Origin of the sequence: Actinomadura xylanilytica, assembly GCF_030283145.1 — a bacterium.
Taxonomy (GTDB): Bacteria; Actinomycetota; Actinomycetes; order Streptosporangiales; family Streptosporangiaceae; genus Spirillospora; species Spirillospora xylanilytica.
The window spans coordinates 1807071-1823380 of the sequence record NZ_JASNWE010000001.1; the positions used below are offsets into that span (position 1 = coordinate 1807071).

Sequence of the window (16310 nt, forward strand, 5' to 3'; positions counted from 1 at the left end):
CGTTAGCGTCCACGGCGTTCTGGGGAACGGCGGTACGGCGGGCGGCGGTGACGGGGGCACGCCGCCCGCCGTCATCATGGGGGAACGACCACGCCCCCTGCCACCGGGGGCGGCAGGGGGCGCGATCGTGCGGCGGGCGTCCGGACGCCCTCGGGCGGTTCCGGGGCGGCCGTCAGGCCGAGGGGGTGTCCTGGCCCTTCTTGACGATGCCGAGCTTGCTGCCGAGCCACACCACCGGGTCGTACTTGCGGCCGACCACCCGTTCCTTCAACGGGATCAGCGCATTGTCGGTGATCTTGATGTGCTCGGGGCAGACCTCGGTGCAGCACTTGGTGATGTTGCAGAAGCCGAGACCGTGGTCCGTCTGCGCGATCTCACGCCGGTCGCCGACGTCGGCCGGGTGCATCTCCAGCTCGGCGATCCGCATGAGGAACCGGGGCCCGGCGAAGTCGGGCTTGTTCTCCTCATGGTCGCGGATGACGTGGCAGACGTTGTTGCACAGGAAGCACTCGATGCACTTGCGGAACTCCTGCGAGCGCTCGACGTCCACCTGCTGCATGCGGATGTCGCCCGGCGCGACGTCGCCCGGGTCGAACGAGGGGATCTCCCGCGCCTTCTCGTAGTTGAACGAGACGTCGGTGACCAGGTCCCGGATCACCGGGAAGGTGCGGATCGGGGTGACGGTGATCGTCTCGTCCGGCTCGAACGTCGACATCCGGGTCATGCACATCAGCCGCGGCATGCCGTTCACCTCGGCCGAGCACGACCCGCACTTGCCTGCCTTGCAGTTCCACCGGACGGCGAGGTCGGGGGCCTGGGTGGCCTGGAGCCGGTGGATGATGTCGAGGACGACCTCGCCCTCGTTCACCTCCACGGCGTAGTCGGTGAGCTCGCCGTCGCCGTCGTCGCCGCGCCAGACCTTGAACTTGGCCTCGTAGCTCATCGGTCGCCCTCCTGGTTCTCGGCTCCGGCGGCCGTCGCCCCGCCGCCGTCCCCCGCGGCCCCGGCCTCGGCGGCGGCTCCGGCCGGCACCTCCTCGGGGGTGAGGTACTTCTTCAGCTCGTCGTTCTCGAACAGCCCGAGCAGGTCGCCGCGCATCGGCTCCATCGGCTGGTGCTTCAGCTCGACGTGCGGGGCGGCCGGGTCGCCGGCGAGCCGGCAGACCAGGTTGACCTTGCGCCACTCGGGCGACATGCCCGGGTGGTCGTCGCGGGTGTGCCCGCCGCGGCTCTCCTGCCGCTCCAGCGCCGCCTTGGCGATGGCCTCGGAGACCAGCAGCATGTTGCGCAGGTCGAGCGCGAGGTGCCAGCCCGGGTGGTAGCCGCGGCCGTCGTTCACCGCGACCGGGTCGACGCTGACGTTCGCGACCCGCTCCCTGATCTTCTCCAGGGCCTCCAGGGCCTGCTCCAGCTCGCCCTCCTTGCGGATGATGCCGACCAGCTCGTTCATGGTCTGCTGCAACTCGGCGTGCACCGCGTAGGGGTTCTCGCCGCCCGCGCGCTCGAAGGGGGCGAGCGCCTCGGCGGTGGCCGCCTCGACCTCGGCCCCGGGCACCGTGGGACGCTCCGGCAGCGAGTCGACGTACTCGGACGCGCCGAGCCCGGCCCGCCGGCCGAAGACCAGCAGGTCGGTGAGGGAGTTGCCGCCGAGCCGGTTGGAGCCGTGCATCCCGCCCGCGACCTCGCCCGCCGCGAACAGCCCGGGGACGAGCGCGGCGGCGGTGTCGGGGTCGACCTCCACCCCGCCCATCACGTAGTGGCAGGTCGGGCCGACCTCCATCGCCTCGGTGGTGATGTCGACGTCGGCCAGCTCCTTGAACTGGTGGTGCATCGACGGCAGCCGCCTGACGATCTCGGCGGCGCCGCCCGGCATCCGGTCGACGACGGTGAGGAACACCCCGCCGTGCGGCGAGCCGCGGCCGGCCTTGACCTCGGAGTTGATCGCGCGGGCGACCTCGTCGCGGGGCAGCAGCTCGGGGGGCCGCTTGTTGTTCTCGGGGTCGTCGTACCAGCGGTCGCCCTCCTCCTCGGAGGTGGCGTACTGGGTCTTGAAGACCTCGGGGATGTACTCGAACATGAACCGCTTGCCGTCGGAGTTCTTGAGCACCCCGCGGTCGCCGCGGACCGACTCGGTCACCAGGATGCCCTTGACCGACGGCGGCCAGACCATCCCGGTCGGGTGGAACTGGACGAACTCCATGTTGAGCAGCGTCGCGCCCGCCAGCAGCGCCAGCGAGTGACCGTCGCCGGTGTACTCCCAGGAGTTGGAGGTGACCTTGAACGCCTTGCCGATGCCGCCGGTGGCCAGCACCACGGCCGGGGCCTCGAACACCACGAACTTGCCGGTCTCGCGGACGTAGGCGAACACGCCCGCGATCCGGTCGCCGTCCATGAGCAGCCGCGTCACCGTCGTCTCGGCCCACACCCTGAGCCGCGCGTCGTAGTCGCCGTGCTCGGCGTGGTCCTGCTGCTGGAGCGCGACGATCTTCTGCTGCGCGGTGCGGATCAGCTCCAGGCCGGTCCGGTCGCCGACGTGCGCCAGCCGCGGGTACTCGTGCCCGCCGAAGTTGCGCTGGCTGATCTTGCCGTCCTTGGTGCGGTCGAACAGCGCACCCCAGTGCTCCAGCTCCCAGACCCGGTCGGGGGCCTCCTTGGCGTGCAGCTCGGCCATCCGCCAGTTGTTGAGGAACTTGCCCCCGCGCATGGTGTCGCGGAAGTGCACCTGCCAGTTGTCGTTGGGGTTGACGTTCCCCATCGCGGCGGCGGCGCCGCCCTCGGCCATCACGGTGTGGGCCTTGCCGAACAGCGACTTGGAAATGATCGCCGTCTTCTTGCCCTGGAGGCGGGCCTCGATCGCCGCGCGCAGCCCGGCGCCACCGGCACCGATCACCACGACGTCGTAGGAGTGCCTTTCGATCTCGGTCATCTTGCGCCGCCTCTTAGTTGAAGATTCGCAGGTCGGAGATGGTGTTGCTGGCGACCAGCGCGACGTACAGGTCGGCCACCACCAAGGACCCGAGGGTGATCAGGGCGTAGCTGCCGTGCTTCTGGTTGAGCTTGGAGACCTGGCCCCACATCCAGTAGCGGAACGGGTGCTTGGAGAAGTTCTTGAGCCGTCCGCCGACGACGTGCCGGCAGGAGTGGCACGAGAGCGTGTACAGCCACAGCAGCACCACGTTGGCGACCAGGATCAGCGTGCCGAGCCCGATGCCGAACCCGCCGTCCTCGCCGTGGAAGGCGCGGATCGCGTCATAGGTGTTGATCAGGGAGACCAGACCCGCGGCGATCCAGAAGTACCGGTGCAGGTTCTGGCCGATCAGCGGGAACCGCCGCTCGCCGGTGTACTTCGACCGCGTCTCGGCGACGCCGCACGCCGCCGGCGAGCGCCAGAACGAGCGGTAGTACGCCTTGCGGTAGTAGTAGCAGGTCAGCCGGAACAGCAGGAGGAACGGCAGCGACAGCGCCGCGAACGGGATCCAGCCCCTGGTGGCCGCCGGGAGGAACGTGCCGAACTCCGCCGCGTCGCCGGTGTGCCCGTCGAGCGTGACACTGCTACAGATGTCGTTCAGGCAGGGGGAGTAGAACGGCGTCAGGTAGTGGAACTCCGGGACGTAGAACGCGGCGCCCCAGAAGGCGCGCACGGTCGCGTAGATCACCCACGCCGAGAAGATGACGACCGTGGTGGTCGGATAGAGCCGCCAGTCGTCCTTGCGGAGCGTGCGTTCCTTGATTTGGGCGCGAGCTTGGGCCGGCGCCTCCACAGTGCTCATCGATCGCTCTCCTGAGCTCGGGTCATCGGGATCCCCCGTCACACGGGCGAGCGCACTCTCGCGGCCGTCGCGCCCCGGCCGGAGACGGCGCCGCATGCGGGCGGTGACGCCTCGTGTGCGCTTCCAGCGAAGCGACCCTATTCCACCCGCGCGGCACTGTGACATACATAACAGCCACACCCGGCTGTGACCCTGACCACAGACTTTGTCCTCGTGAAGCCCCGTATACACGGCGGGACTCTCATAACCAGTCGTTATGGCCGAGGAGAATCGACACGAGCGTGAACGGGCATGAATGGATCACGCCGCCCGCGCCCCGGCGCCGGCCCGCCCCGCCCGGACGTCACCTGCCGAGCGTCCGGAGGAAGTGCGCCTCGGCCTCGCTCGTGCGGCCGTTCCCGTAGATCCGGAGGATCTCGGCGAGCTCGGGGAAGTCGGTGTCGATGAGGCCGGCCGCCGCCTCGATCTCGGTCGCGGAGGCGACCTCGCGCAGCAGCGCCTGCACCTGGCGGGCGGTGGATTCGCCGGCGGGACCGGCCGCGGGCCGGCCGCCGCCGGAGGCGCCGGCGGCGGCACCGACGGCGACCGGGCGGGCGTTCGACGCCTGATCGGAGGTGGCCATCCGGACGCCGGAAGTGGTCGCCGCCACCTCGGCACGGATCGTCCGGAGCCGCTCCTTCACCTCGGCGGCGGGCAGCGCGTCGAACTCGGGCCCGCAGGCCAGCTCCTCGGCGGCGAGCAGCCGGTTCAGCACGACCGGATTACTGATCTTCGCCCGCTGGGCGGACATCAGCTGGGAGAGCATCGGCGGCGACAGCCCGAGCACGCCGGCCAGGCCCGACTGGGACAGGCCGAGCCGGTCGAGGAGCCGGCGCACCCGGTCTCCGAGCGGCTCTCCGTACCACTCCGTCTGCAACGCGCGATTCCGGACGATCGTGTCCTCGGGCACAGTCACCCGGACACCCCCTTGACGATTCGCATTTGCAAACACTATATTCTCGCTTGCACAGGATCGTTCCCCTTGATCCATGGTGCCACGCACGCAGAGATTTGCACATGCGACGCTCCGGTTCCCATCGGCGTCCATCTCCGACCGGAAGGAACGAACCCATGCGCCTGAGGTACCGCGCGGCCACTCTGACGGCCGCCGCGCTGATGCTGACCGGCGGGCTGACGGGGTGCTCGATGTTCGACGACTCCGGCGACGGCGGGTCCAAGTCCGGCGGCTCCAAGACGGGCGCTTCCACGACGGGCGGTTCCACAGCGGGCGGTTCCACGGCGGGCGCTTCCACGGCGGGCGGCGCCGTGTCCGGCGGCATCGGGGTCGAGGGCGGCAAGCCGAGCGTGGACGGCACCGGCGCCGCCGTCGTCAAGGCGACCTTCGACTCCCCCATCTACCCGGGGGCCAAGGTCGACATCGCCGTCATGGGCCTCAAGGCGAGCGGCAAGCTGGCGACGCTGACCGTGCAGTTCGCCCCGCACATCCCCGCCGGCGGGCCCGACAACCCCAACCCCTACAACCTCAACGGGGGCAACAGCCTGGGCACCGCGCTGATCGACCCGGTCAACCTCAAGCGGTACGTGGTGGTGGCCGACTCCGACCACAAGAAGTTGGAGAGCGACGACATCTTCACGCACATCGCCAACAACCAGACCGCCACGCTGGCGTACACCTACGCGGCGCCGCCGGAGAACGTCAAGGCGGTGGACGTCCAGATCGGCTCGTGGCCGACCTTCCGCAACATCCCGGTCGCGCGATGAGCCTCCCGCGCCGTCCGGCCGTCGTCGGCGCCGTGCTCGCGCTCGCCCTCGGGATCCCGGGCGTCGCGGGCGCCGACCCGACCGTGCCCGACGTCAACATCGCCCAGGCCGTGCACTCCCTCAATCCGGACGCGCACGTGTTCGACATCCAGCTCGCCGAGAACATCCTGCCACTGGAGACCGAGGAGAAGAGCGGCGCCGGGGTCACCGTGCGGCTGTCCTCCGACGTGCTGTTCGACTTCGACAAGGCGACGCTCACCGACTCCGCGCGCCGCCGCATCGCCGAGCTGGCCCCCCGGCTGCGCGGCACCGGCGACCCCGTCCAGGTCTCCGGCCACTCCGACAGCATCGGCGCCGCGTCCTACAACCTGCGCCTGTCCGAGCAGCGGGCCGAGGCGGTCAAGGCCGAGTTGCAGCGCGCGCTGGGCGGCGCGAGCGTCCGCATCGAGGCCAAGGGCTACGGCTCCACCAAGCCGGTCGCCCCCAACCGCGAGGGCGGCAAGGACAACCCTGAAGGCCGTGCCAAGAACCGGCGCGTCGACATCACCTTCCAGAAGAGCTGACCACCATGAAGCACAGCGTGCGCGGCCGTACGGCGGCCCTGTCCGTGGCCCTGTCCACCGTCCTGCTCGGCGCTGCCTGCGGCGGCGACCCCGAGCCGGTCGCCGGGCCTCCCAGCACGGCCCGCACCGCCTCGTCCGCACCAGCGCCCGCATCGTCCGCGCCGTCGACGCCGTCGACGCCGGAGCCGACCTCCTGTCCCGGCGGAGGGCAGCTCATCCAGGCGGTCGAGATCCCCGCCGTGCACACCGCCCCGGTGCACATCCCCGAGGCGACGGTCGGCGACCAGAAGGTCCCGGCCGCCACCGTTCCCGGCGTCGACATCCCGGCCCAGCGCGTCCCCGCGCAGTGCGTCCAGGTCTCGCCGGCGCCCGGCGGCTGCCTGGGCGCGCTGGCGATCCCGGCGACGGGCATCCCCGGCGTGACGATCCCGGAGGCGCGGCTGCCGGCCGTCCATGCCCCCGGCATCGACGTCCCCGAGATCATCCGTCCCGAGGTCTCCCGGCCTCCGTTGCAGCGCGCGGGCGTCACCCGCAACGAGGTCTGCCAGAGCAAGCCCTCCGGCGACGGCCGGTACATCGAGGCGGTCACCCGCGACGGCCTGATGCGCGACGGCGTCGTCCGCGACGCCCTGGTCCGCGACGCCGTAATCCGCGCAGCGGCCTGCAACGACCGGCGGCAGTGCGTCCCCGCGGTCAACGTGCCCGCCGTCAGGGTCCCGGGCGTCGCCGTCCCCGGCGTGCGCATCCCGAGCAGCGTCCTGAAGGGCTACCAGTCCGGCCGGAGCCAGGTGTTCAAGGGCGACGACCAGGTCGCCTACAACATCGAGGCGGACGTACTGTTCGACTTCGGCAAGGCCGACATCAAACCGGCCGCCGCCGCCGACCTGGCGAAGGTCGCCGCCTCGCTCGCCCAGGAGGCCCCCGGCGGCGGCATCGTCCAGGTGGACGGCCACACCGACGCCAAGGGCGACCCCGGCCCCAACCAGCGGCTGTCCGAGAAGCGCGCCCAGGCCATCGTCGACTGGCTGGCCACCAAGGGCGGCATCGCCCGCGCCCGGCTGAAGGCCACCGGCTACGGCGAGACCAAGCCGGTGGCCTCCAACACCAAACCGGACGGCTCCGACGACCCCCAGGGCCGCGCCAAGAACCGGCGCGTCGTGATCTCCACCGCACAACACTGATCCCGGCGACCCACCCGATCCCGGCCGTCCCCGCCCCACCCGGTCCCGCCGTCCCCCGCCCCCGCCCCCGCCCCCGGCCCTCGTCCGCGTTCCTCGTCTCCTGCGGCCGTGGCTCGTGGGCGGGGCGAGGGGTCAGTTCGAGATCTTGCGCCACTCACAGTCGTCGGGGCCGTAGGAGGAGATGCACAGGTTCATGTACTTGATGTCGGGATCCAGCGGGCCGCCCCACTCGCAGCCCTTCTTGGCGCCGTTCGTGTCGCGGTGCTCGGTGTAGCTACCGCCCGACTTCCAGCTGAACCCGCCGTAGACCTTGCGGCCGTCGGCCTTCTCATCGCACACCTTCCAGTCCTTCTCCTTGGTGTCGAACACGATCCGGCCCCAGTTGTGGTCGATGGTCTGGTAGCGGCTGGCGGCGGAGGCCGACGTGGCACCCCCGGCCAGGAGGACGGTGGCGGCGGTCACCGTGCCGGCAGCGAGGGCGGCGGCGCGTAGCTTCACTGGTTTCTCCCCTGTGCGTCCTACGGACTGGTGGAAGTCACCGTACGAAGAACCCTTATCTCCCGGTTATCGTCCGCTTATCGCCGACTAATCGCCCGCTAATCACCCGGGCACGTACGGACGGTGGCCGTCAGCGGGGCGCGGGGGGCGGGCCCAGGTGGTCGAAGATTTGCAGGGGTTCGCCGTCGAGCGTCCGGGCCGGGAGCCGGAGGGGGAACCGGGGGGCGGCGAGCGCCCGCCGGGCGGCGTCGGCGTCCACCGGGCGGTCCCGGGGGTCGGGCGCGCTGATGTGGGCCACCACGGTCCAGAGCACCGGAGGGACTCCCGGCGGCGGGGCGCCGATCCGCTGCCGCGGCACCGGGTCGCCGGCGCCGGTCAGCATCCGCCAGCAGACCATGCCGGCCGCGTAGAGGTCCTGGCGCGGTCCGGGGCGGTTCCACTCCAGTACCTCCGGGGCCAGGTAGCCGGGTGTGCCCACGGTGAAGCCCGTCGTGGTGAGGCGCACCCCGTCGTCGCCGAGGGCGATCCCGAAGTCGGCCAGCCGGACGTGCGGCGCCCCGACCGGGCTGGGTTCCAGGAGGAGGTTGGCCGGCTTGACGTCGCGGTGCACCACGCCCGCCCGGTGGATGTGGCTCAGCGCCGCCAGGAGCTGGTCCAGCACCTCGACGGCGTAGGCGGGCGGCAGGCGGCCGTAGTCCCCCAGCAGCGTCTCGAGGGATCCGCCGCGCACCAGGTCCATGGCGAGCAGCACGTCCTCGTCCGCGGCGCACGACGCGTACGGGGTCAGGACGTGCGGGTGCGCGAGCCGTAGCGCCCGTTCCCGCACGGCGCGGAGCATCGAGGTCGGGCCGCGCCGGCGGACGAGCTTGGCGGCGCAGTACCGCGCCTCCGCGTGATCGTAGGCGCGCCAGACGCGGCTCGACCCGCCCGCCCCGATCCGGTCGAGCATCGTGAACCGCCCGTCGATGACCCACCCCGTGCTCACGACAGAGATCGTACGGAAACCGCGGACGCGCCACGTCCGGAGGGCCACGGTGGGCGGCAAAGGGGAATTTTGGGGGCCGTGTCAACACTTTGGGCGGATTAAGCATCCAACTAGGGGTGGCGCTCCCAGCGGGTGGTGGTGGGTGCGCGGCCTTGGTGAACACGCAGACCATGTGCCTCGACAGGGGCCGGCCGAGACGGGACCGGATGAGCGACGAAGACCCCGCGAGGGACACCGATGCCCCTGGCGGCGATGCCGGCGCGGTCCCGGCGGAGAAGGCCGGCGGCGATGCCGGCGACGTCCCCGCGGAGAAGCCTGGCGGCCGGAAGAAGTGGACGCGGCGGCAGAAGGTGGTGCGGGGTTCCGCGCTGGGGGCGGCCGTGGTGCTGCTGGTCGCGGGGGCCGGGGTCACCGGGCTCTACTTCGACTTGATGGGCGGCATCTCCCACGAGGACGCCGCCGGGCAGCTCGGGCACGACCGGCCCGAGAAGCTGAACAAGTCGCTCAACGTCCTGCTCATCGGGTCCGACACGCGGGACGGCGAGAACGCGCGGTACGGGGCCTCGGCGGGGATGACGGGGGCGCGGTCCGACACCGCGATCCTGCTGCACCTGTCGCCGAACCGGGACCAGGCGGTGGGGATCAGCTTCCCGCGCGACTCGATGGTCAGGATCCCGGCGTGCAAGAAGACGAAGGGCGGCACGATCCCGGCGCAGTTCGGCATGCTCAACGCCGCGTTCGCGTTCGCGGGCCCGACGTGCACCTGGAAGACGCTGGAGTCGCTGACCGGGATCCACATCGACCACTTCGTGCAGGTCGACTTCACCGGGTTCAAGCGGATGGTGGACGCGCTCGGCGGTGTGGAGATCTGCGTCGACAAGCCCGTCAACGACCCGCGGGCCGAGCTGTCGCTGAAGGCCGGGAAGCAGACGGTCAAGGGCGACGACGCCCTCGGCTACGTGCGGGCGCGCTACTCGCTCGGCGACGGATCGGACCTGGAGCGGATCGAGCGGCAGCAGAAGTTCATGGCCGCGGTGGTCGACAAGGCCACCAGCGGCAGGGTGCTCGCCGACCCGGCCAAGACCTACACATTCCTCAAGGCCGCCACCAAGTCGATGACGACCGACGACGACCTCGACCTGTCCGCCATGAAGAAGCTGGCGGAGGGGGTCAAGGGGATGAGCGCCGGGCAGGTGCGGTTCGTGACCGTCCCGGTCAAGGGGTACGCGCCCGACCCCAACCGGGTCCAGTGGGACCGGGAGAGGGCCGAGCCGCTGTTCGAGGCGATCCGGCACGACAACGACCTGCCCGCCGAGCCGGCGGCGCCGGCCGAGGAGCGGCAGAAGCCGGCCGAGCCCGGCGACGTCCGGGTGACGGTGGTCGACGCGGGCGGCTCGGACGAGGAGGTCGAGCGGACGGTGAAGCAGCTCGGGCGGCGCGGCTTCCGGGTGGCGAAGAAGGTCGAGGCCGGACCCGACGTCCCGGAGAGCCGCATCGTGTTCGCGCCGGTGGCCGAGGGGCAGGCGTCCGCGCTCGCCCGCGTCCTGCCGGACGCCCTGCTGTCGCCCGGCGGCAACGGGCCGGAGGACGGGGTGCGGCTCGTCATCGGCAAGAACGGGGCGCGGCTCGCGCCACCGCCCATCAACAAGATCACCGGCGGCGTCGCGGCCGGGCGGAACCCCTGTGCCTGAGGGCGGTCAGGGGGTGGCGAACAGGAGCGCCAGCAGGGCGCCGGCCAGCATGTACGGGCCGAACGGAATCGTGCTCCGCTCGCGCCGGACGATCAGCCGGGCGGTGCCGGCGACGCCGCCGAGGACGAACCCCAGGAGCATTCCCGCCACCCACGTCGACGACCCGAACCAGCCCAGGTACAGGCCCAGCACGCCGGACAGCTTCACGTCCCCGGCGCCCATTCCGCGCGGCACCAGCCAGTGCTGGACCAGGTAGATGAGCCAGAGCGCGGCCATCCCCGCCAGCGCGTACCCGAACCTGCGGAGGCCGTCGTCGGTGAACGGCACGGCGAGCGCGAGCAGCGCGGCGCCGATCCCGTACGACGGGAGCGTGAAGCGGTCCGGCAGCCGCTTGACGGCGGCGTCGACGAAGGCGAGCAGCGTGCCCACCGCCGCCAGGTACAGCAGCGCCACCAGGACGGGCGCCGGGCCGAACCGCCAGCCGAGCACGCCGCACGCCGCGGCCAGGACCGCCGCCATCGCGAACCCGCGCCGGCGGGACGGCTCCCCCGCGTAGGGGGCCGTCATCGGCGCGAGCCGCAGCCCGAGCAGCAGTCCGGCCGGGAGCGTCACCACGGCGGTCCAGAGATGCGCGTTCATCAGGCGCTCAGCGGACGGGTCCGCATCACTCCGCCGCCGGGCAGTTGGCCGGGTCGTCGCACATCTTGAACGCGGCCGACCGCTGGAACAGCGTCCGGATCTCCATCGGCTTGTTGATCCGGTACGCGGCGCCGCCGGTCGACCTGGCGATCCGCTCCAGGGCGGCCATGTCGACGTCCGGGCCGAACGCCAGGCCGACGACCTGGACCGGACGCGACGGGTCGTACTCGCGCTTCAGCCCGGCCAGCAGCGTCTGCTCGTCGATGCCCCCGGCGAAGTCGTTGCGGCCGTCGGTCAGCACCAGCGCGATGTTGATCATGTCGTCGCGGTAGCCGGACTTCACCTTCCGGTAGGCGGCGAGGACGGTGTCGTACAGCCCGGTGTCACCGTCGGGCTTGGCCCGGATCCGGCCGAGGGCCTGCCCGACGCTCGCGCGGTGGGTGCCGCCGTCGGTGGTCTGGCCGAGCGGCGCGATCGGCGCCAGTTCGCGGTACGGGCGCGGCCCGTCCATGCCGGTGGAGAACGACCACACGCCGATCTCGGTGCCGTCCGACAGCATCGCCATGCCGTGCTCGACCTCGCCGGCCGTGATCTGCATCCGGGTCCTGCCGGTGCCGGGCACCTGCTCCAGCATCGATCCGGACACGTCGATCACGGTCAGCATCCGGGTGCCGAGCCGCATCCGCCGCCACATCTCCAGCGACTGGACCGCCAGGCCCGGAGTGGCCCCGGACGGCCCCGACACCTGCGGGGCGACGCCGGTGACCGCCGAGACGGTGCGCGCGGGCGGTTTGCCGGCCGCCCGGAGCCCCACCTTGGCGAGCTCCGCCGCGCCGCGCTCGGTGCCGATCGCGCGGAGGAACGCGCCGGCCGCCTCGGCCTTGCCGGGGGCGGGGACGATCAACGGGTAGTCGAGGCTCATCGTGCCGTCCGCCGGGATGACCGGCGTGATCGGCGCGCCGCCCGCGCGGGCCTGCTTCCAGAGGGCCTGCTCCGACGCGGCGAGGACGGGGGTCCGGTTGCCGGCCTGGGCGAGCGCGGCGAACCCGCTCGCCACGTCCGGCGCCACGGCGTCCTTGCCGCCGTCGAGGATGCTGGCGAACCCGGACGCGGACCGCTCGCCGCCGCCGGCCGCCTCCCGCACCTTGATCAGCGCGGCGAGCCCGGTGGCGTCCCGCTCGGGGTCCACGATGCGCAGCGCGTACGGCGAGCCGCCCGGTCCGGGTTGCAGGCTGCGCCAGCTCAGGGCCGCGCCCGCCGAGGCCGCGTTCTTGGGCCGGACGAGCACGACGGGCGAGGTGGCCACCGAGCCGGCCGGCTTCGGGACCGCGATCCGGTTCCGTTCGGCGGCGCGGGCCGCGGGCTCCAGCCAGAGCGAGGAGTCCGGGACGTAGACGTCGGCCGCGAGCCGGACCGCCGGGCCGTCCCCGCCGATCGCCATGGCGATGGACGGTGAGGGCGCGGCGTTCACCGTGACCTCGACGCACTTGCCGTCGACCTTGTTGCCGTCGTCCTCGTTAAACCGGCGGCTCAGCTCGGTGAGCGCGGGCGCCACGCCGGAATCGGCGGCGATGCTCAGCCGCATCCGGGAGCCGCAGCCGCCGCCCAGGGTGGACACACCGATGAACGCGCCCGCCGCCAGCAGCAGCGCGGCGACCGTCCCGACCAGCAGCGGCATCGACGCCCAGGTCGGGACCTTGATCAGCCAGCCCGACACCTCGACGGACTTCGGGCGGTTCTTCGGCTTCCGCTCCTTCGGGCGCTTCTGCCGCTTGACCGCCCCCGAGGGCGGAGCGCCGCCTGGCATGGGGGGCCCGAACGAGGGTCCGGGTGGGGCTCCGGGCGGGGTCGCGGACGTCCCAGGCACGCCTGGCATCCCGTGCATTCCCGGCGTTCCTGGCGTCCCCTGATGAGAGGACGGGGCCCCGGGCCCGGCTTGGGGTCCCTGGCCGGGTCTCCGCATTGGGACTGGTGGAGGGACGGCCTGCGGGCGGGGCCGCGAGCTCGGGTGAGGAGTGGGGGCGGGGCTCGGTGGGGGTGGGGGCGTAGGGGTGGGTGCAGCCATCGGTGGCGGTGGCGGCGCGGGCGGCGGGCGGTTGGGACCTGCGGCACGCGCCGGCGGAGCGAGCGGGGGCACGGGCGCAGGCCCCCGCGGGGGCGCGGAGTCCTGCGCGGGCGCGGAGTCCTGCGCGGGCGCGGGCGTGGATGCCTGCGGAGGCGTGGGGCCTTGGCCCGGCTCGGGCGCAGGCGCGGGTGCTGGGGCTTGCGGGGGTGTGGGCGGCTGCGGGGATGCGGAGCCTTTCCCCACGGGGAAGGAGAGGGTCGGGGTCCGCGTGGAGCGCGGCGGCGGAGCAGGCGGCGGGGCGGAGGCCGCCGGTGCCTCGGGCGCGGCGGGCGGCGATGCCTCCGGGGCGGCGAGCGCCGGTGGTTCCACGACGGGGGGCGCCGGTGCTTCCACAACGGGGGCCGCTGGTGGTTCCGCGGCAGGAGGCGCGGGTGGTCCCGCGACGGAGGGCGCCGGTGGATCTGCGGCGGGGGCGCCGTACGCCGGGGCCGGCGGCTCGTCGTCTCCGGAGTCACCTTCGTCGGACGGCGGCCATGCCTGGGGGGCGGGGGGCGGCTCCGCGGACTCCGGGCGTGGGGGCTCTTGACGTGCGGGTTCTGGACGTGCGGGTTCTGGCGATGGCGCGGCAGGCGCCTCGCCGGGCTGCTCGGCGCCGCCCTGGCCAGCGGGGCCGCCGGGCAGGTTGAACGGCATGGGCGGGATATCGGCGCCGTCGTCTCCGGTGGACATGATGCTGATCATTGAAATGGCCACCGGCGTCCGACACAAGGGCCCCGAGGTCCTTGACCGAGCGGCTTGACAGCCGTTCGGACAGACCTCACCTGGGTCGGAAGGAGGAAACGATCGACCGGATGAGCGGAGCGGTGTCGTTGTAGCGGTCGGCGGTGACGGTGACGCGCACATCCACGAGCCGCTTCTTCGCCGTCACCGCGAACACGTCCACCTGGCGGACCGGCAGCGTACCGCCGCCCTTGCGCTCGATCCGGTAGGAGGTCCGCACCTCGTAGGCGATCACGTCGCTGACCAGCAGTTGTCTCTTGGATTCGAGCTTGAAGTCGGCCAACCGGGTGCCCACCTCGAGCCAGTCGTCGACGAGGACCGACAGCGGGAACGCGGCGTTCCCGACGAGCACGTCCAGCGAGGATTCGGGCCCGAACTCGGGCGAGCGCAGCACCCCGACCTCGAACTGCGCGTCCTGCACGACGGTCAGGCCGCTGAACTTCCGCCAGCCGCGCGGATAGCTCACGCTGAATCCATCGCCCTTGTACGGGACCAGCGTCGTGTCCAAGGTCACAGCGGCCGGACGCTGTTTCGAGGGCTCGTCGTCACCGCCCGAGCACGAGACGGCCAGCACCGCCGTCACGACCAGCACGACCACGGCCGCCACCGCGGCCACGATGACGCGGCGGCGCCTCCGCGTCATCGTCCGCAGTCCTTCCACGGAACCTTCTTCCCCGTCACCGGGTCGATGAAGAAGGCGTCCCGCTTCTTGAGGTTCTCGATGTCGTGCAGCTCCACCTTCTTGTAGAGCGTGACGTCCCAGCCCTTCTTACCGCCGTTGAGGGCGAACTCGGAGCCGTCGTGCTCGTTGTAGCGGTCGAACTCGGTGACCGCGACCCGGCCGGTGTCACGGAACGCCTTCCGGAGCACCTCGGCCTCCTTCGGGGTCAGGTCCTGGCCCGCCGCGGGATCGCGGGTGCTCACCCCGCTGACGTTGTTGATCTTCTCGGCGATCTTCGCGAGCTCGGGGTTGCCGGTGAGCGGGATGTCGGTCTGCTCGAACGACATCTTGCCCCAGGAGAGCGGGATCAAGGACTTGCCCCCCGAGCCGCTGCCCTTCCCCTTGCCCTTCGGCTGCACCTGACCGTTGAACTTCGCGCTCCCGCTGACGGACAGGTTGACCGTCCAGCCGTCTTCCCGGTAGAGCATCAGGTTGACCGGCTTGCCCAGCTTGTCGCGCTGAACGCCGACGATGTACCGCTTGGTCGTGTCGTAGCGGCCCGACGCGCTGAAGCCCACCCCGGGCTCGATACCGGCCGGCGCGAGCAGCTTCCCCAGGTCGAACTTCTTCTGCGTGGTCAGCTTGGCGTCCTTGCCGAAGCCCACCTCGATCGAGTTGCCGCCGAAGTAGCGCTTGTAACCGGTGTAGGAGCCGTCGGTCTTGCCGTCCGGTGCGAGCAGGGCGTCGCCGTCGATGTAGTACCCGTCCATGGCGCCGCCGGCCTGCCCGGACTTGTAGCTGGCACCCGCGTTGAAATGGGGGTTGGTCCCCTCGCCGTAGTACCGCTTGTACGGGATCTTCATCCGCTTGGCGACGTTGTACGCGGCCTCGTCGGGGTCGATGACCTCTTCCTTCGGGCTTCCGTCCGGCCGGAGCTGGAGCCCCCGGTACTGCTGGCGGGCGCGGGCGCCTTCGAGCTTCTTCCGCTCCACCTCGGTCTCCCGCTCGAACTCGTCGCGCTGCGCCTGGTTCTTGAACATCCACTCGTCGTAGTCGGCGGCGACCCACTTCTGCCCGACGCCGATGGTGATCCCGCCGTCGCCCTTGCCGAAGCCGCCCTCGATCCCGGCGCCGTTGCCCACGCCGTCCCAGCTCTGCACCGCGATGGACTCGCCCTTGTCGTCCGGGGAGTCGTCGTTGGGGTCGTTCGGGTCGTCGTTGGGGTCGTCGGGGTCATCCGGGTCGTCCTTGAAGCGGGTGGCCAGCTCCCACTTGTCCTTTTCCCGGTTGTAGAAGAGGTACTGGCTGCTCACCATGTCGGTGTTGAAGGTGCGGCCGGAGATGCAGGGCAGCGGGGCGAGCTGCGAGGGTCTCTGCCCCGGCGCCGAGACGGGGTCGCCCACGTCCCCGTTGCCCGACTCGCAGTCCTCGCTCATGCCGCCCGCGCTCAGCAGCTTGCACACCGCGACGTTGATCCCGCCCTTGAAGGTCCCCGGCACCGCGGCGGTCACCACCACGCCCGTGATGGCCAGGACGAGCATCAGCACACCGATGTAGCCGGCTCCCGCACTGCCGCGATCCCGGTACACGAATGCCTCCGCGGTGTTAATGGCGCACGAATATCAGTTCACACCATCGAATCCGTGAGCGACATCGGGGCGCGCGAGCCTCAGGACCCAAATGTGGACGGTTCCAATAGGGTCTCGGGTCCTGGAGC

General features: G+C 71.7%; 14 protein-coding genes. 4 read left to right on the forward strand and 10 right to left on the reverse strand.

Annotated features, from left to right (window positions below; translation table 11 throughout):
* Positions 1-172: 172 nt before the first annotated feature.
* From QP090_RS08445 to QP090_RS08460, 4 genes are all read right to left on the reverse strand, one after another.
* On the reverse strand, positions 173-943 hold the full coding sequence (locus QP090_RS08445) for a succinate dehydrogenase/fumarate reductase iron-sulfur subunit (protein ID WP_285937977.1): 771 nt from the start codon (positions 941-943) through the stop codon (positions 173-175).
* A complete protein-coding gene (locus QP090_RS08450; protein WP_285937979.1) occupies positions 940-2925 on the reverse strand; it encodes a fumarate reductase/succinate dehydrogenase flavoprotein subunit in 1986 nt (661 codons plus the stop codon). Before QP090_RS08450 ends, QP090_RS08445 begins: the two co-directional genes overlap by 4 nt.
* A gap of 13 nt (positions 2926-2938) precedes the next feature.
* A complete protein-coding gene (gene sdhC / locus QP090_RS08455) occupies positions 2939-3769 on the reverse strand; it encodes a succinate dehydrogenase subunit SdhC (protein ID WP_285937980.1) in 831 nt (276 codons plus the stop codon).
* A gap of 343 nt (positions 3770-4112) precedes the next feature.
* Complete coding sequence (locus QP090_RS08460; RefSeq protein ID WP_285937981.1) at positions 4113-4724, reverse strand: helix-turn-helix domain-containing protein; 612 nt, start codon at positions 4722-4724, stop codon at positions 4113-4115.
* A 155-nt stretch (positions 4725-4879) separates the two neighbouring features.
* Between QP090_RS08460 and QP090_RS08465 the strand changes: the two genes are divergently transcribed.
* Genes QP090_RS08465 through QP090_RS08475 form a run of 3 tightly spaced genes read left to right on the forward strand, consistent with a single transcriptional unit; the run spans position 4880 to position 7274 of the window.
* A complete protein-coding gene (locus QP090_RS08465; RefSeq protein ID WP_285937982.1) occupies positions 4880-5530 on the forward strand; it encodes a hypothetical protein in 651 nt (216 codons plus the stop codon).
* On the forward strand, positions 5527-6093 hold the full coding sequence (locus tag QP090_RS08470) for an OmpA family protein (protein WP_285937984.1): 567 nt from the start codon (positions 5527-5529) through the stop codon (positions 6091-6093). Before QP090_RS08465 ends, QP090_RS08470 begins: the two co-directional genes overlap by 4 nt.
* 5 nt (positions 6094-6098) lie before the next feature.
* Positions 6099-7274, forward strand: a complete 1176-nt coding sequence (locus tag QP090_RS08475; RefSeq protein WP_285937985.1) for an OmpA family protein — start codon at positions 6099-6101, stop codon at positions 7272-7274.
* A 132-nt stretch (positions 7275-7406) separates the two neighbouring features.
* Here QP090_RS08475 and QP090_RS08480 read toward each other — a convergent pair whose 3' ends face one another.
* Together QP090_RS08480 and QP090_RS08485 are read right to left on the reverse strand one after the other, a co-directional pair.
* Positions 7407-7772, reverse strand: a complete 366-nt coding sequence (locus QP090_RS08480) for a hypothetical protein (RefSeq protein ID WP_285937986.1) — start codon at positions 7770-7772, stop codon at positions 7407-7409.
* Positions 7773-7902: 130 nt separating this feature from the next.
* On the reverse strand, positions 7903-8757 hold the full coding sequence (locus tag QP090_RS08485; RefSeq protein WP_285937987.1) for a serine/threonine-protein kinase: 855 nt from the start codon (positions 8755-8757) through the stop codon (positions 7903-7905).
* Between the two features lie 206 nt (positions 8758-8963).
* Between QP090_RS08485 and QP090_RS08490 the strand changes: the two genes are divergently transcribed.
* The gene (locus tag QP090_RS08490) at positions 8964-10448 is read left to right on the forward strand and encodes an LCP family protein (RefSeq protein ID WP_285937988.1); all 1485 of its coding nucleotides are present in this window, start codon (positions 8964-8966) and stop codon (positions 10446-10448) included.
* 6 nt (positions 10449-10454) lie between these two features.
* Here QP090_RS08490 and QP090_RS08495 read toward each other — a convergent pair whose 3' ends face one another.
* The 4 genes from QP090_RS08495 to QP090_RS08510 all read right to left on the reverse strand — a co-directional run bounded on the left by QP090_RS08495 (position 10455) and on the right by QP090_RS08510 (position 16182).
* Positions 10455-11087, reverse strand: a complete 633-nt coding sequence (locus QP090_RS08495; protein ID WP_285937989.1) for a prepilin peptidase — start codon at positions 11085-11087, stop codon at positions 10455-10457.
* A 25-nt stretch (positions 11088-11112) separates the two neighbouring features.
* Positions 11113-12894, reverse strand: a complete 1782-nt coding sequence (locus tag QP090_RS08500) for a substrate-binding and VWA domain-containing protein (RefSeq protein WP_285937991.1) — start codon at positions 12892-12894, stop codon at positions 11113-11115.
* 1075 nt (positions 12895-13969) lie between these two features.
* The gene (locus QP090_RS08505) at positions 13970-14575 is read right to left on the reverse strand and encodes a hypothetical protein (protein ID WP_285937992.1); all 606 of its coding nucleotides are present in this window, start codon (positions 14573-14575) and stop codon (positions 13970-13972) included.
* Entirely contained in the window at positions 14572-16182 is a 1611-nt protein-coding gene (locus QP090_RS08510) for a hypothetical protein (RefSeq protein WP_285937993.1), read from the reverse strand. Before QP090_RS08510 ends, QP090_RS08505 begins: the two co-directional genes overlap by 4 nt.
* Positions 16183-16310 lie beyond the last annotated feature (128 nt).

Bases quoted from the DNA above. Each gene is read 5' to 3' on its own strand.
- QP090_RS08475 (WP_285937985.1), top strand. From the start codon at position 6,099: ATGAAGCACAGCGTGCGCGGCCGTACGGCGGCCCTGTCCGTGGCCCTG.
- QP090_RS08500 (WP_285937991.1), bottom strand. From the start codon at position 12,894: ATGCCAGGCGGCGCTCCGCCCTCGGGGGCGGTCAAGCGGCAGAAGCGC.
- QP090_RS08490 (WP_285937988.1), top strand. From the start codon at position 8,964: ATGAGCGACGAAGACCCCGCGAGGGACACCGATGCCCCTGGCGGCGAT.
- QP090_RS08450 (WP_285937979.1), bottom strand. From the start codon at position 2,925: ATGACCGAGATCGAAAGGCACTCCTACGACGTCGTGGTGATCGGTGCC.
- QP090_RS08470 (WP_285937984.1), top strand. From the start codon at position 5,527: ATGAGCCTCCCGCGCCGTCCGGCCGTCGTCGGCGCCGTGCTCGCGCTC.
- QP090_RS08495 (WP_285937989.1), bottom strand. From the start codon at position 11,087: ATGAACGCGCATCTCTGGACCGCCGTGGTGACGCTCCCGGCCGGACTG.
- QP090_RS08465 (WP_285937982.1), top strand. From the start codon at position 4,880: ATGCGCCTGAGGTACCGCGCGGCCACTCTGACGGCCGCCGCGCTGATG.
- QP090_RS08505 (WP_285937992.1), bottom strand. From the start codon at position 14,575: ATGACGCGGAGGCGCCGCCGCGTCATCGTGGCCGCGGTGGCGGCCGTG.
- QP090_RS08445 (WP_285937977.1), bottom strand. From the start codon at position 943: ATGAGCTACGAGGCCAAGTTCAAGGTCTGGCGCGGCGACGACGGCGAC.
- sdhC (WP_285937980.1), bottom strand. From the start codon at position 3,769: ATGAGCACTGTGGAGGCGCCGGCCCAAGCTCGCGCCCAAATCAAGGAA.